At 64.7% G+C, this 14,688-nt stretch carries 14 protein-coding genes; 9 read left to right on the forward strand and 5 right to left on the reverse strand.

The genetic code is table 11. The features are described from left to right. Positions 1-113: 113 nt before the first annotated feature. Complete coding sequence (kdgD, locus tag AZ34_RS13750; RefSeq protein WP_035609028.1) at positions 114-1,025, reverse strand: 5-dehydro-4-deoxyglucarate dehydratase; 912 nt, start codon at positions 1,023-1,025, stop codon at positions 114-116. Positions 1,026-1,238: 213 nt separating this feature from the next. Next, positions 1,239-2,003, reverse strand: a complete 765-nt coding sequence (locus AZ34_RS13755) for a FadR/GntR family transcriptional regulator (RefSeq protein WP_051509844.1) — start codon at positions 2,001-2,003, stop codon at positions 1,239-1,241. 123 nt (positions 2,004-2,126) lie between these two features. Between AZ34_RS13755 and AZ34_RS13760 the strand changes: the two genes are divergently transcribed. The 8 genes from AZ34_RS13760 to garD all read left to right on the forward strand — a co-directional run bounded on the left by AZ34_RS13760 (position 2,127) and on the right by garD (position 10,931). Next, positions 2,127-2,951 carry an NAD-dependent epimerase/dehydratase family protein gene (locus AZ34_RS13760; RefSeq protein WP_035609033.1) on the forward strand — a complete coding sequence of 275 codons (825 nt, stop codon included), beginning with the start codon at positions 2,127-2,129 and terminating at the stop codon, positions 2,949-2,951. A 41-nt stretch (positions 2,952-2,992) separates the two neighbouring features. Beyond that, entirely contained in the window at positions 2,993-3,964 is a 972-nt protein-coding gene (locus AZ34_RS13765) for a TRAP transporter substrate-binding protein (RefSeq protein ID WP_035609036.1), read from the forward strand. Positions 3,965-4,042: 78 nt separating this feature from the next. Beyond that, complete coding sequence (locus AZ34_RS13770; RefSeq protein ID WP_035609038.1) at positions 4,043-4,558, forward strand: TRAP transporter small permease; 516 nt, start codon at positions 4,043-4,045, stop codon at positions 4,556-4,558. Then, positions 4,558-5,841, forward strand: a complete 1,284-nt coding sequence (locus tag AZ34_RS13775; protein ID WP_035609041.1) for a TRAP transporter large permease — start codon at positions 4,558-4,560, stop codon at positions 5,839-5,841. Before AZ34_RS13770 ends, AZ34_RS13775 begins: the two co-directional genes overlap by 1 nt. Positions 5,842-5,851: 10 nt before the next feature. Then, positions 5,852-7,159, forward strand: a complete 1,308-nt coding sequence (locus AZ34_RS13780; protein WP_035611779.1) for a glucarate dehydratase family protein — start codon at positions 5,852-5,854, stop codon at positions 7,157-7,159. A 109-nt stretch (positions 7,160-7,268) separates the two neighbouring features. Then, entirely contained in the window at positions 7,269-8,264 is a 996-nt protein-coding gene (locus AZ34_RS13785) for a Bug family tripartite tricarboxylate transporter substrate binding protein (protein ID WP_035609043.1), read from the forward strand. A 28-nt stretch (positions 8,265-8,292) separates the two neighbouring features. After that, entirely contained in the window at positions 8,293-9,321 is a 1,029-nt protein-coding gene (locus tag AZ34_RS13790) for a lactonase family protein (protein ID WP_035609045.1), read from the forward strand. 5 nt (positions 9,322-9,326) lie between these two features. Further along, on the forward strand, positions 9,327-10,931 hold the full coding sequence (garD, locus tag AZ34_RS13795) for a galactarate dehydratase (RefSeq protein ID WP_035609046.1): 1,605 nt from the start codon (positions 9,327-9,329) through the stop codon (positions 10,929-10,931). Between the two features lie 112 nt (positions 10,932-11,043). Here the strand turns inward: garD and AZ34_RS18765 are convergent, their stop codons facing one another. Continuing rightward, complete coding sequence (locus AZ34_RS18765) at positions 11,044-11,610, reverse strand: cyclophilin-like fold protein (protein WP_231495537.1); 567 nt, start codon at positions 11,608-11,610, stop codon at positions 11,044-11,046. Between the two features lie 41 nt (positions 11,611-11,651). Beyond that, positions 11,652-12,758, reverse strand: coding sequence for an alpha/beta hydrolase (locus tag AZ34_RS13805; protein WP_051509847.1), 1,107 nt, complete (start codon positions 12,756-12,758; stop codon positions 11,652-11,654). A gap of 175 nt (positions 12,759-12,933) precedes the next feature. On the opposite strand from AZ34_RS13805, the gene AZ34_RS13810 reads away from it, so the two are divergent. Further along, positions 12,934-13,905, forward strand: a complete 972-nt coding sequence (locus tag AZ34_RS13810; protein WP_035609054.1) for a LysR family transcriptional regulator — start codon at positions 12,934-12,936, stop codon at positions 13,903-13,905. A gap of 45 nt (positions 13,906-13,950) precedes the next feature. Here AZ34_RS13810 and AZ34_RS13815 read toward each other — a convergent pair whose 3' ends face one another. Continuing rightward, positions 13,951-14,595, reverse strand: coding sequence for a dihydrofolate reductase family protein (locus AZ34_RS13815; RefSeq protein WP_035609056.1), 645 nt, complete (start codon positions 14,593-14,595; stop codon positions 13,951-13,953). Between the last annotated feature and the right edge of the window lie 93 nt (positions 14,596-14,688).

Here is a 14,688-nt window from a genome sequence, read left to right on the forward strand (position 1 = left end):
GTGATTTGTCTCCTTGAATGGATGGATGGATGAAAGACAGGACCGCTCTGACGGCGGCTCACAAATCCACGGCAGGGAACCCAGTGGGGCGGACAAACCGCCCCGCCCCGGGCTTATTGCGGCCCCAGCTTCTTGATCAGCGCGGCGAGTTCGTCCATCTCGGCCGGCTTGAGGTCAGTCAGCGGCGCGCGCACCGGACCGGCGTCATGACCCACGAGCTTGGCGCCCGCCTTGACGATGCTGACCGCGTAACCGTGGCCCTTGTTGCGGATCTGCAGGTAAGGCATGAAGAACTCACGCAGCAGGCGGTGCTGGGTCGCCATGTCGTCCTTGGCCACAGCATGGTAGAAATCCATCGCAGTCTTCGGGATGAAATTGAACACCGCCGACGAATAAACCGGCGTGCCCAGCGCCTTGTAGGCGGCCGCGTAGACCTCGGCCGTGGGCAGGCCACCCAGGTAGGCGAAACGGTCGCCCATGTGCATGTAGATGGAGGACATCAGCTCAATGTCGCCGATGCCATCCTTGAAACCGATCAGGTTGGGGCAACGGTCCGCCAGGATGGCCAGGGATTCGGGGGTGAGCTTGCAGACGTTGCGGTTATAGACGATGACGCCGAACTTCACGCTCTTGCAGACAGCCTCCACATGGGCAATCAAGCCCTCCTGACCAGCTTCGGTCAGGTAGTGCGGCAGCAGCAGGATGCCGTGGGCGCCGGCCCGCTCGGCCTCCTGGGCGCACTGGATGGCGAAACGCGTCGGGCCACCAGCGCCCGCGATGATGGGCACCTTGCCGCGGCAGGTGTCCACCGCCGTCTTGATGATCTGCGGGTATTCATCCCCCGTCAGCGAGAAGAACTCACCCGTGCCCCCCGCCGCGAACAGGGCGCTCGCGCCATACGGCGCCAGCCACTCCAACCGCGCCGCGTAACCCTTGGCGTTGAAATTGCCTTGCGCGTCGAAGTCCGTCAGCGGGAAGGACAACAGACCGTGGGACATGATGGACTTGAGTTCTTGCGGATTCATGGGACTCCTGTGAGTAATGCGGGCGCCCGGTACAAGGCACGGGCGTAGGGAACGGATACGGGACGGATGCAGCAAGGATGCGCGACGAAACGCACAACTTATCAGTCATCGTACAACATAAACACCTGGAGTCAAGTTCAGGCAAACCCTTGCCCAGCCCAGCAGCGCGTCGGGCAACGGGGCGCCCGCTCCCGCGTTTTCTGTCCCACCCCCTTATTTGGCAGCGAACTCACCTGACAGCTGCGCGGCGCGGCGGCGGCGCTCCCGGCTGTTGGCCAGGTGGGTGCGCATGGCGGCCCGGGCGGCCTCCGGGTCCTGATTGACGATGGCGTCGTAAATGTTTTCGTGCTCGCCATTGGCGCGCTGCAGGTAGCGCAGAGCCTCCTCCTGCGCATCTTCCCCTGCGCCCAGGCGGGCGCGCGGGATGATCATGGTGCCCAGGGTGCCCATGAACTCGGCGAAATGCGGGTTCTGCGTGGCGCGCGCGATTTCCAGGTGGAACTGGAAGTCCGGCCCCACGGCGTCGCGCCCCTCGACCAGGGCGGCCGAAAAAGCGTCCAGCGAGGCACGCATTTCCTCGAGATTGCGCTGGGTACGGCGGGTGGCCGCGAGCGCCGCAGCCTCGGTTTCGATGCCGATGCGCAACTCCAGAACGGCGATCACGTCACGCAGCGTGCCCAGTTGCTCCGGTGCGATGCGAAAGGCCGCGCTGTCGCCGAGGCCGACGACGAAAGTGCCGATGCCGTGGCGCGTCTCGACCAATCCGGCCGCCTGCATCTTGGAAATGGCCTCGCGCACGACGGTACGGCTCACGCCGAACTCGGCCATGATGGCCGCCTCCGTCGGCAGCTTGTCGCCGGAGGCGATGCGGCCGTCCCGAATGCGGTCACCCAGGGACTCCACCAACTCCAAAGCCAAGGTGCGGGGACGACGACGAAAAGCGGTGTGCACTGGGGATTCCCCTGAGTTACTTGGCATTGACAAGCCTAAGGCGAGCTACGAAGATCGTTGTACGACAACTGATAACAAAATGCAAGTTGTCTCACCACTGTATCTGATCCACCCCGCGCTTTACACCGCTCCAGCCCCTCGCTTCCCCTCATGCCCGCCGCTCACCCGACCCCTTTGCGCTTTCCCCGCCTTCTGCTGACCGGTGCCGCCGGCGGTCTGGGCAAGGAACTGCGCCGCCGCCTCAAGGCCTATTGCGATGTGCTGCGCCTGTCCGACATCGCCGACCTGGGCGTCGCCGGCCCTGGCGAGGAAGTCATGCCCGCCGCCCTGGAAAACAAGGCCGCCGTGGATGCGCTACTCAAGGACGTCAGCGCCGTGGTGCACCTGGGTGGCATCTCGACCGAGCACTCATTTGAAGAAATCCTGCCCGCCAACATCACGGGCACCTACCATGTCTACGAAGGCGCACGCCGCCATGGCGTCAAGCGCATCATCTTCGCCAGCTCCAACCATGTCACCGGCTTTTACCGTCAGGACGAGGTGGTTGGCACCGACGTGCCCATGCGCCCCGACGGTTATTACGGCCTGTCCAAGGCCTTCGGCGAAAACCTGGCCCAGTTCTACTGGGACCGCTACGGCATCGAGACCGTGTCCCTGCGCATCGGCTCGTCTTTCCCCGAACCGCGCGACCGCCGCATGCTCGGGACCTGGATGAGCTACGACGACCTGGAACGCCTGGTCGTGTCATCGCTGACCGCGCCCGTGGTCGGCCATAGCGTGATCTATGGCATCAGCGACAACGCCACGGCCTGGTATGACAACAGCAAGGCGCGGCACATCGGCTACCGCCCGCAAGACAGCTCGGAGCGTTTTCGCGCCGCCGTTGAAGCCCGCCAGCCCGTGATCGACACGAAAGACATGGGCCTGATCCACCATGGCGGTGGATTCGTCAAGCAAGGCCCCTTTGAATCATGATTTCCGTTCCCCCCTCAATCCACCACCAAGGAGACAAGACCATGAAAGCTCGCCGCACCCTCGTTGCACTGGGCCTGGCCGCCCTGCTGCCTATCGGCGCCCAAGCCCAAACCGTGCTGAAGGCCAGTGACACCCACCCCGCCGGTTACCCGACCGTCGTGGCCGTGGAGATGATGGGCAAGAAACTGGAGGCCGCCACCAACGGTCGCATCAAGATGCAGATGTTCCCTGGCGCCGTGCTCGGCCAGGAAAAGGAAGCCGTGGAGCAGACCCAGCTGGGCGCCATCCAGATCGCACGCATCTCGCTGGGGGTCGTCGGCCCGGTGGTGCCCGAGGTCAACGTCTTCAACATGCCCTTCGTCTTCCGCGACATCGCGCACATGCGCAAGGTGATTGACGGCGCCGTTGGCGACGAACTGCTGGCCAAGGTCACCGCCAGCCCCGCCCGCCTGGTGGCCCTGGGCTGGATGGACGGCGGCAGCCGCAGCCTCTACACCAAGAAGCCGGTGCGCACGCCCGCCGACCTCAAGGGCCAGAAGATCCGCATGATGGGCAACCCGCTCTTCGTCGACACCATGAACGCCATGGGCGGCAACGGCATCAGCATGGGCTATGGCGAGGTGTTCAGCGCGCTGCAGACCGGCGTGATCGATGGCGCCGAGAACAACCCGCCGTCCATGTTCACCAGCAACCACTACTCGACCGGCGCCAAGTACTACACCCAGACCAACCACCTGATCATTCCCGAGATCCTGGTGATGTCCAAGGTCGCCTTTGACAAGCTCAGCCCCGCCGACCAGGCCCTGGTTAAGAAACTCGGCCGCGAAGCCCAGATGGACCAGCGTGTGCTCTGGGACAAGAGCGTGGAAGAGTATTCCGCCAAGCTCAAGGCCGCCGGTGTGGAGTTCATCAACATCGACAACAAGCCCTTCTATGAAGCCACGGCCCCCGTGCGCGCCAAGTACGGCGCCAACTACACCGATCTGCTGAAGAAGATCGAGGCCGTCAAGTAATCCTGGTCCGGGATCTCATCCCTGACAGGCCGCCGCCCCGGGGCGGCGGCTTTTTGTTTCCCCCTCCGAGCCCGCCCGATGAAAGAACGTTTCCTCGCCTTCAACGACGCCCTGTACCTGGCCTGCCTCTGGGTGGCCGGCATCGCGATCACCATCATGTCCCTGATCATTCCCTGGGGCATCTTCACCCGCTACGTGCTGGGCACGGGATCGCAATGGCCCGAACCCGTGGCCATCCTGCTGATGGTGATCTTCACCTTTCTCGGCGCCGCCGTGAGCTACCGCGCGGGCGCGCACATCGCGGTGTCGCTCCTGGTGGATCGCCTGCCCTCAGGCCTGCGCCGGCCGCTGGCCGGTCTGGTGCATCTGCTGATGCTGGCCGTGGCGCTGTTCATGCTCTATTACGGCACCCGCCTGTGCCTGGCCACCTGGGGCCAGAGCATCGGCGAACTGCCCTTCATTCCGGTCGGCCTGAGCTACTCCCCCGTGCCCATCGGCGGGCTGGTGACCGCCCTCTTCGTGATCGAACACATTACCTGTGGCAGCCAGTCCGAGCGCGCCATCGTCACCTTTGACCGGGAAGGAAACGCCTGATGGACGCTTTTATCCTGCTGGGCAGCTTCTTCGCGCTCATGCTTATCCGCATGCCCGTGGCCTACGCCATGGGCCTGGCCGCGCTCATCGGCGCCTGGTGGATCGACATCCCGCTGGACGCGGTGATGATCCAGATCTCCGCCGGCGTCAACAAATTCTCCCTGCTGGCCATCCCCTTCTTCGTGCTGGCCGGCGCCATCATGGCCGAAGGCGGCATGAGCCGGCGCCTGGTGGCCTTCGCCGAGGTGCTCGTTGGTTTCATCCGCGGCGGCCTGTCGCTGGTGAACATCCTGGCCTCCACCTTCTTCGGCGCCATCTCGGGCTCCTCCATGGCTGACACGGCCTCGGTCGGCTCGGTGCTGATCCCCGAAATGGAGAAAAAAGGTTACCCGCGTGACTTCGCCACCGCCGTGACGGTCAGTGGCAGCGTGCAGGCCATCCTGATCCCGCCCAGCCACAACGCCGTGATCTATTCGCTGGCAGCTGGCGGCTCGGTCAGCATCGCCGCGCTCTTCCTGGCCGGTGTGCTGCCGGGCTTGTTGCTGGGGCTGACACTGGCCATCATGTGCCTGGTCATCGCCCGCAAGCGCAACTTCCCGGCTGGTCGTCGCATTCCGATGCGCGAAGCCCTGAAGATCTGCGTCGAGGCACTCTGGGGCTTGATGACCATGGTCATCATCCTCGGCGGCATCCTCAGCGGCGTGTTCACGGCCACCGAATCGGCGTCCGTTGCGGTGCTCTGGGCCTTTTTTGTCACGATGTTCATCTACCGTGACTACAAGTGGCGCGATCTGCCCAAGCTGGTGCACCGCACGGTCAAGACCCTGACCATCGTGATGATCCTGATCGGATTCGCAGCCGCCTTCGGTTACATCATGACGCTGATGATGATCCCGCAGCAGATCACCGCCGCGATCACCAGCCTGTCGTCCAACCCGGTCATCGTCCTGCTGATGATCAACGTGCTGCTGCTGGCCCTGGGCACATTGATGGACATGGCGCCGCTGATCCTGATCATGACCCCCATCCTCATGCCGGTGGTCACCAGCATCGGCGTCGACCCGGTGCATTTCGGCATGATCATGATGGTCAACCTCGGCATCGGCCTGCTCACCCCGCCGGTCGGAGGCGTGCTCTTCGTCGGTAGCGCGGTCGCGCGCTTACCGATCGAAAAAGTCGTGCGCGCCATGACACCCTTCTTCATCGCGCTGCTGATCGTGCTGGGCATGGTGACCTTTGTTCCCTCCCTCAGCCTGTGGTTGCCCAATCTGCTGTTGAACTGAAGCCATGGCCATGAGTTCCGCACACGACACGCGGCACGCCATCCGGCATGTGCGCGTCACGCCCATCGCTTTCCGCGACCCCCCGCTGCTGAACGCGGCGGGCATCCACGAACCCTGGGCCTTGCGCTCCATCATCGAGATCGAGACGGCCTCGGGCCTGGTCGGCATCAACGAAAGTTATGGCGACCTGCCCATGCTGGAGGCGCTGGCCAAGGCCGCGCCCGCGCTGCACGGGCTGTCGCCCTGGGCGCTGAACGAGATGGAGACGCGGGTGCGCGCGCTGGTCACGCCGCGCCAGCAAACCACTTCGGAGTTCCTGACACAGCAGGTTTCGCTGGCCCCAGGCACACATGTGTCCAAAACCGTGGCCAAGGTGATCAGCGCCTTCGAAGTGGCGATGATGGACCTGCAAGGGCAACTGGCCAACGCACCCGTGGTGGACCTGTTGGGCGGCGCGGCACGCGACCGCGTGCCCTACTCGGCCTATCTGTTCTACAAATACGCCGAGCACATCGACAAACCCTATGCGCCCGACGTCTGGGGCGAGGCGCTCACGCCAGAGCAGCTGGTCGCGCAAGCGCGGCGCATGATCGACCAATACGGTTTCCAGAGCATCAAGCTCAAGGCCGGCACCCTGCCGCCCGAAGAAGAAGCCGCTGGCATCCTCGCGCTGGCCAAGGCCTTTCCCGGCACGCCGCTGCGCATCGATCCGAACGGCAACTGGACGGTGGCGACCAGCCTGAAGATCGTGCAACAACTGCGCGGCGTGCTGGAGTATTACGAAGACCCGGCGCCTCGCCTGGACGGCATGGCCGCGGTGGCGAAAGAATGCGAGGTGCCGCTGGCCACCAACATGGTCGTGACCGACTTCGCCGAATTCCGCCGCAACGTCGAGATGGGCTGCCCGGTCCAGATCGTGCTGAGCGATCACCACTACTGGGGCGGCTTGCGCGCCACGCAACAACTCTCCATGCTCTGCCGCACGTTTGACCTCGGTCTATCGATGCACAGCAACTCGCACCTGGGCATCAGCCTGGTGGCCATGACACACCTGTGCGCCAGCGTGCCGCTGCTGACCTATGCCTGCGACACGCACTACCCCTGGCAGGATGAGGAAATCGTCACGGGCGGCCGCCTGAAGTTCGAGAATGGCAGCTTGCGCGTGCCCACCGGGCCCGGCCTGGGCGTGACCATCGACCGCGAGGCATTGGCCCGCCTGCACGACAACTACCTGCGCTGCGGCATCCGCAACCGCGACGACCTGGGACAGATGAAGAAGTACGACCCGACCTTCACGGGCGTGCAGCCGCGTTTCTGAGGCGCTCGAGCGAGAGTCAGCCGCATGGGCGCCACCGCGCCCTGCACGGGAATGGGTCCTGACGCCCCCGAGTCACACGCTATCGTTCACATCAACAAAGGAGACCTTCATGCAACGCCGTTCACTGATCCGCCATTCCCTCGTTGCCAGCAGCTTGCTGCTGGGCGCCACTTGCGTCGCCCTGCCCGCGCTGGCCCAGGGTAAATGGCCCACGGGCAAGGCCATCACCTACCTGGTGCCCTTCGCACCCGGAGGCAACACCGACACCCTGGCCCGCCTGATCGCGCCAGCCTTGAGCACAGCGCTGGGCACGCCCGTGGTCATCGACAACAAGGGTGGCGCTGGCGGTAGCGTGGGTTCGGCCATCGCCGCGCGCGCGCCGGCCGACGGTTACACCATCCTGGGGGGCACCATCAGCTCACACTCCATCAATGTGAGCCTGTATTCCAAGATCGACTACGACCCCATCAAGTCCTTCACGCCCGTGGCCATGCTGGGTTCTGGCCCGCTGGTGCTGGTGGTGCCGGCCTCCAGCCCCTACAAGACGCTCAACGACGTGCTCGCCGCCAGCAAGGCCCGCGACGGCGGCCTGTCCTCGGCCTCGCCCGGCACCGGCACGTCGCCGCACATGGCGCTGGAACTGCTGTCCTACCAGTCGGGCGTGAAGTTCACGCACGTGCCCTACAAGGGCAGCGGCCCGGCGGTGCAGGACGTGGTCGGCGGTCAAGTGGACATGATGTTCGACACCACGCTCATCGTCGGCCCCCATATCCAGTCCGGCAAGCTGCGCCCGATCGCGGTGACCAGCGCCAAGCGCCTGGAGTCCCTGCCGGATGTGCCCACCATCGCCGAAGCCGGTCAGAAGGGCTTCGACATGGGGTCCTGGCAGGCCGTATTCGCGCCGGCGGGCACGCCCAAGCCCATCGTCGATCGCCTGCACGCGGAGATCATGAAGATCGTCGCCACGCCCGACATCCAGGCCCGTCTCAAGAGTTTCGGCATGGTGCCTTCCACGATGACCCCCGCCCAGCTTGGCGACTACCAGAAAGCGGAAGTTGCCAAGTGGGCCCAGGTGATCAAGGCCGCCGGCATCAAGGCCGATTGACCCTCCACAAACCCAAGCCCGCATCACCATGTCCGTTTCTCCCACCGCGACCGCCACGGTCTACGTGTCCAATGCCGACAGCCAGGACATCAGCGTGCTGCGACTCGACCGCGCGCGGGGCAGCCTGAACCCGATACAGACTGTGCCCGTCGGCGGCATGGTGATGCCCCTTGCCCTGAGTCCGCAGCGGCATGTGCTCTACGCCGCGCTGCGATCGGAGCCCTACACGGTCCTGGCCTTCACCATCGACCCGTCCACGGGCCACCTCGGCGAACTGGGTCGGGCCGCCCTGCCGGACAGCATGGCCTACCTTGCCACCGACCGCGGCGGGCGGTGGCTCTTCGCCGCGTCCTACGGTGGCAACCGCGCCAGCGTCTCGCCCATCGGCACCGATGGCCAGCCAGCCCCCGCCGTGCAGATCGTGCCCAACGGCAAGAATGCGCACGCGGCCATCCCCGACGCGGCCAACCGCAATGTCTACATCACGAGCCTCGGCACCGACCAGGTCTTCCAGTGGCGCTTCGACACCCACACCGGCCAGCTCACGCCCAACGACCCGCCGGCCATGACCGCGCGCCCGGGCAGCGGCCCGCGCCATCTGGTGTTCCACCCGAACGGTCGCCATGCCTATCTGCTGGGCGAGCTCGACGCCACCGTGGAGCTGCTCGACGTTGACGCGACCAAGGGCCAACTGAACCGCAAGCAGCACTGGCCCACCCTGCCCGCCGGCGCCACCGTCAAGCCCTGGGCTGCCGACCTGCACCTGACGCCGGACGGCCGATTCCTCTACACCAGCGAACGCAATTCCAGCACCTTGGCCATCTGGCGCGTCGACACAAGCAGCGGCGCCTTGAGCCTGGTCGGCCACCAGCCCACCGAGCAGCAACCGCGTGGCTTCCAGATCGATGCCTCGGGCCTATGGCTCATCGCGTCCGGCCAGCTCTCGCACGCCGTCACGCTGTACAAGATCGACCGTGACAGCGGCCGCCTGACCGAGACCCAACGCCTCCCCGTGGGCAAAGGCCCGAACTGGATCGAAATCGTCGATCACCACTGAAGCCCATGAGCAACTCGCCCATCATCATCCGCATGCAGGCCACGGATAACGTGGCCATCGTTGCCAACGAAGGTGGCCTGCCTGCGGGCACGGCGCTGGGCGCCGCATACCCCGGCCTCACGCTGCGCGACAAGGTGCCGCAGGCGCACAAGGTGGCGCTGGTGGACATCGCGGCCGGCGCTGCAGTCTTGCGCTACGGCGTGCCCATCGGCTACGCCAAGGTGGACATCCCCGCCGGTAGTTGGGTCCACGAACGCCTGCTGGACATGCCCGCCGCGCGCGAGCTGCAGGGCCTCCCCATGGCCACCGTGAAGCGGCCCGCGCCGGAACCCTTGACGGGGTACACCTTCGAGGGCTACCGCAACCCGGACGGCTCGGTGGGTACGCGCAATCTGCTGGCCATCACGACCACCGTGCAGTGCGTGGCCGGTGTGGTGGACGTGGCGGTGGAGCGCATCCGCAAGGAACTGCTGCCGAAGTACCCGAATGTCGACGGCGTCGTGGGCCTGGAGCACACCTATGGCTGTGGCGTGGCGATTGACGCGCCCGAAGCGCCGATCCCTATCCGCACCCTGCGCAACATCAGCCTCAACCCCAACTTCGGTGGCGAAGTCATGGTGGTCAGCCTGGGCTGCGAGAAGCTGCAACCGGAGCGCCTGCTGCCTCCGGGCAGTTTTCGCAACATCCCGATCCGTCAACCCGGTGAGTCCGGCAGCCCAGACAGCGAACAGAACGACGACAAGCTGGACGTGGTCTGCCTGCAGGACAGCGCGCACATCGGCTTCATGAGCATGATCGACGACATCGTCGAACGTGCCCGTTTCCATCTGGAGCGCCTGAACGCCCGCAAGCGCGAGACGGTGCCCGCCAGCGAACTCGTGGTCGGCGTGCAATGCGGCGGCAGCGACGCCTTCAGCGGCGTGACGGCCAACCCCGCCGTGGGTTACATGGCCGACCTGCTGGTGCGCGCGGGCGCCACCATCATGTTCAGCGAGAACACCGAGGTGCGCGACGCGGTGGAGCAACTCACCAGCCGCGCCGCCACGCCCGCCGTGGCCGAGGACATCGTGCGTGAACTGGGCTGGTACGACCAGTACCTGGAACGCGGCCGCGTGGACCGCGCCGCCAACACCACGCCCGGCAACAAGGCCGGCGGCCTCTCCAACATCGTGGAGAAGGCCATGGGCTCCATCATCAAGAGCGGCACGGCCCCCATCGCCCATGTGCTCTCACCGGGCAACAAGCTGAGCCGTGAACAACGCGGCCTGGTCTACGCCGCCACACCCGCCTCCGACTTCATCTGCGGCACGCTGCAGCTCGCCGCAGGCATGAACCTGCACGTCTTCACCACCGGCCGCGGCACGCCCTACGGCCTGGCCGAATGCCCGGTGGTCAAGGTGGCCACGCGCACCGAACTGGCCAAGCGCTGGCACGACCTGATGGACGTGAACGCCGGCCGCGTGGCCGACGGTGAACTGACGATCGAGGAAGCGGGTTGGGAACTCTTCCGTTTGCTGCTCGATGTGGCCAGCGGCAGGAAGAAGACCTGGGCCGAACAGTGGAAGCTGCACAACTCCCTGGTGCTGTTCAACCCGGCACCGATCACCTGAGCCGATCACCCGGTCGCCGAAGACCGTGCTTGGTGCCCGGTTCCTGCATGGCCCCGTCAAATCCGCGCCGTACCGGATCCTTCGCCGGGCCCAGGCTCCATTGAAACCGGTTCTAGTTCCTGGAGAACACCACCCGCACATCGCCCCGGCCCAGCGCCTGGGCCAGGTCTGCTGGGTTGTCAACACGGCCCAGACGGGTGTATGCGTAGGAAGAATCGAAGTTCAGGTAGAAGATGACTAAGGTGCGCGCCCCCCACAGCATGAGATCGCCATTGCGAATCATCCCGGGCCGGCTCGCATCCGTGGGCATAGGGTTGGACAGCTCCTTCTTTTTCTCGTTGCCGTTGAGTTCCTCCATGTCCAAGGACAGAGGCAACCGTGCGGCAAATGCGCGCGCAGCCTCGGTGTCGGCGAGCGTGATGGAAAAGCGGTGCTTGTCTCCAACAGTCATCCACATGCGTCGTTCCTCCGTTTTTCTGATTGCCTGAGCTAACTCCGCAGTGGCTGCAGGCGCTGCAGGACCACCTGCGTGGACTGACTGGCCGCCACACAGTGCCGTGAACAGCAGGGACAGCGCAAACCGGTGCATGGACCACCATCTCAAGAAGCCGCGACGGCTCGCCATTGCAGGCCAGGCGCAAGATTGTCCAGCGCTGACATCCAGGGTTTTGTTGGCCACGGGCGTTCCTTTCAACATGATCGAGATCAGGCCCCCACAGCCTACGCCAGGTGCTGTTTGAAGAAAGACGTCAGCTTGTCGAACGGGATCACATTCACGCGGTCGTACAGATCGACGTGGCTGGCGCCCGGGATGATCACGAGCTCCTTCGGCTGGGCCGCGGCGGCATAGGCCGTTTCGCTGAAATAGCGCGAGTGGGCCTTTTCGCCATGAATGAACAGGACTGGGCGCGGGGAGATTTCCGCGATGTAGGTCAAGATGGGCATGTTCATGAACGACAGCGGCGTCGTCTGCGTCCACGAATTGAGGGAGTTGACCGCGCGCGGATGGTAGCCGCGCGGCTTCGCGTAATAGTCGTTGTAGTCGAGCAAGAACTGGGTTTCGCCACCCTGCAACTTGTTGTAAGGCGGTTGGTAGGCAGGGCTGCCCTTTTCCGCATCCTTCCAGCGCTGCTGGCTCAGTTGCTCCAGCATTTGCGTGCGCTTTGCGAGGGTCACGCTGTCGTTGTAGCCCTTGGACATGACACGCGTCATGTCGTACATGGTGCTGGCCACGACGGCCTTGACTCGCTTGTCCACTGCGGTGGCATTCAGCGCCATGCCACCCCAGCCGCAGATGCCGATGATGCCGATACGCTCACGGTCGACCGCCGGCTGCAAGCCCAGGAAGTCGACTGCAGCACTGAAATCCTCGGTGTTGATGTCAGGCGAGGCCACATTGCGCGGCTCGCCACCGCTTTCGCCGGTGTAGGACGGATCAAAAGCGAGCGTGATGAAGCCGCGCTCCGCCATCGTTTGCGCATACAGGCCTGACGATTGCTCTTTCACCGCGCCAAATGGGCCACCGATGGCAATCGCCGCCAGCTTGCCGCTGGTGTTCTTGGGCTGGTACACATCGGCCGCCAGGGTGATGCCATAGCGGTTCTTGAAGGCGACCTTTTTGTGATCGACCCTGGCGCTCTTGGGGAACGTCTTGTCCCATTTGTCGCCGAGTTGAATCCGCGACTGTGCGTGGGCTTGCCCCGTGGCGGCAGCCCCAACGCTCAGGGCTGCAATGCCGGTACAGGTCATTTTCAGCAGGTCTCGGCGCCCTGCGTCGGGCGCGTCTTGCTGGGCCATTGCGGTATCCGTTTCAAGGTGCTTGTTCATCGTGATTACTCCGAATGAGCCGTGTTCAGACGGCAAGTTGCGTTGTCGGCTGCGGAGCAGCTTTGCTCAAAAGGTCAAAACCGCTGTGCTTGAGCCGGACTGTATTGACCAGAGTTGCAACCCACTAGCCCCTTTTGGCTTGCGTCAGTGACAAGAGAAAATTGATAATCGCCCCATGCCGATCAATGAATTCAAGGCCATCGCCACCTTCGCAAAAGCCGTCGAACTGGGCAGCATTCGACAAGCCGCGCTGGCGCATGGCGTGACCCCACAGGCGGCCAGTCAGGCGATCGCGCAACTGGAGCAGCATCTGGGCGTGCGCCTCTTGCACCGCACCACGCGCAGCCTAGCGCTGACGGAAGAGGGGCGGCATTTTCTGGAAAACACCCAGCCCGCACTGTCCGCCTTGGACCGGGCGCTGGCCCTGACCCGCGACACCAAGGACGAGATCGCGGGGCCGCTGCGCATCGTTGGTCCCAAGTCGTCCTTCGCGGCGCTGCTGATGCCACTTCTGGACGAGTTCTGTCGCCGCTACCCTGGCGTCCAGCCCGATGTTCAGTTGGACGACGGCATCGGCAATTGGGTGAAAAGTCGCATGGATGTGGGATTTCGAGTTGGCGCGTCGGCGGAGGAAGGCGTCATCGGCCGTCAGCTGTTTCCCATGCAATTGATCGTCTGTGCCTCGCCCTCCTACTTGGCCGCGCATGGCGTTCCGGCCAGCCTGGACGATTTGGCGGCGCATCGCTGCAGCGTCTATCGGCTTCCGGCCACGGGCAAGGTTTTCCCCTGGTACCTCACTGTCAACGGCGAGATCGAACACCGGCACATGTCACCGGCTTTTTCGACCAATGACGCAGAGCTTGAACTGGAGGCCGTGCTCTCTGGCCAGGTGATGGGCCAACTGGCCAACTTTCTGGTCGCGGCCCACATCCGCGCGGGGCGGCTGGTGCCTTTGCTGCTGCCACACATCAGCCATCACATGGGGCTGCACATCTACTACGGCAGTCGCGCGGCGCAACCCAAACGCGTGCGAGCGTTTCTCGATCTGGCGATCACTCGCTTGTTGGACAGCCCGGACTACGTGCTGTCCAACAAGGAACTGCTAGTGGCCTCGCAGCGGTGGAACCGCACGCAACGGCGACGCTGAACCTGCCCCTCAACGTTCGCGCTGAAACGGGCAGGCTGCCTGGCCTCAGCCTTTGGCCAGCACGACGTGCAAGGCCTTCGTCGTGCCCACGTGCTCGACACAGCGAAAACCTTGCGCCGTCAGGTTGATCCCCGCAAGCAAGGCCTCGCCGCGCCCCAGCAAGGTCGGCGAGATCGCCAGGTGCATCTCGTCGATCAGCCCCGCCTGAAGGTACTGGCGCACGGTCGCCACGCCACCGCCTACCCGCACATCGCGCGAACCGGCTGCCTCGCGGGCGCGGGCCAGCGCTTCGTGGATGCCTGCGGTGACGAAATGGAACACCGTGCCGCCTGCCATCTCCAGCGATGGCCGCGCGTGGTGCGTCAGCACGAAGACCGGCACGTGGTAAGGCGGGTTGTCGCCCCACCAGCCCTTCCACGCATCGTCAGGCCAGGGGCCGCGCACCGGCCCGAACATATTGCGCCCGAGTATCCACGCGCCCACGTTCTCGAAGCTGCGCTTCGCGTAACCGTCGTCGACGTTGGCCTCGACGCCCTCGGCGCCGGTCATCGCCTGAAAGGTGGTCGTACCGAAAAACCATTCGTGCAAGCGCATCCCGCCAACACCGAGCGGGTTCTCCAGACTCTGGTCGACACCGGCTCCGTAGCCATCGAGCGAGACCGAGAAAGCGGCCACCCTGAGTTTGGACATGGGGTTCTCCTGCGTGTGCATGCAAAGGTGCGCCAGAAAGCAAAACCGAATGCGCGCCTGGGACTATAGGCGACCCGCCCTCCCACTCGCTGC

This window comes from Hylemonella gracilis str. Niagara R (assembly GCF_000600295.1).
Classification (GTDB): Bacteria; Pseudomonadota; Gammaproteobacteria; order Burkholderiales; family Burkholderiaceae_C; genus Hylemonella; species Hylemonella gracilis_A.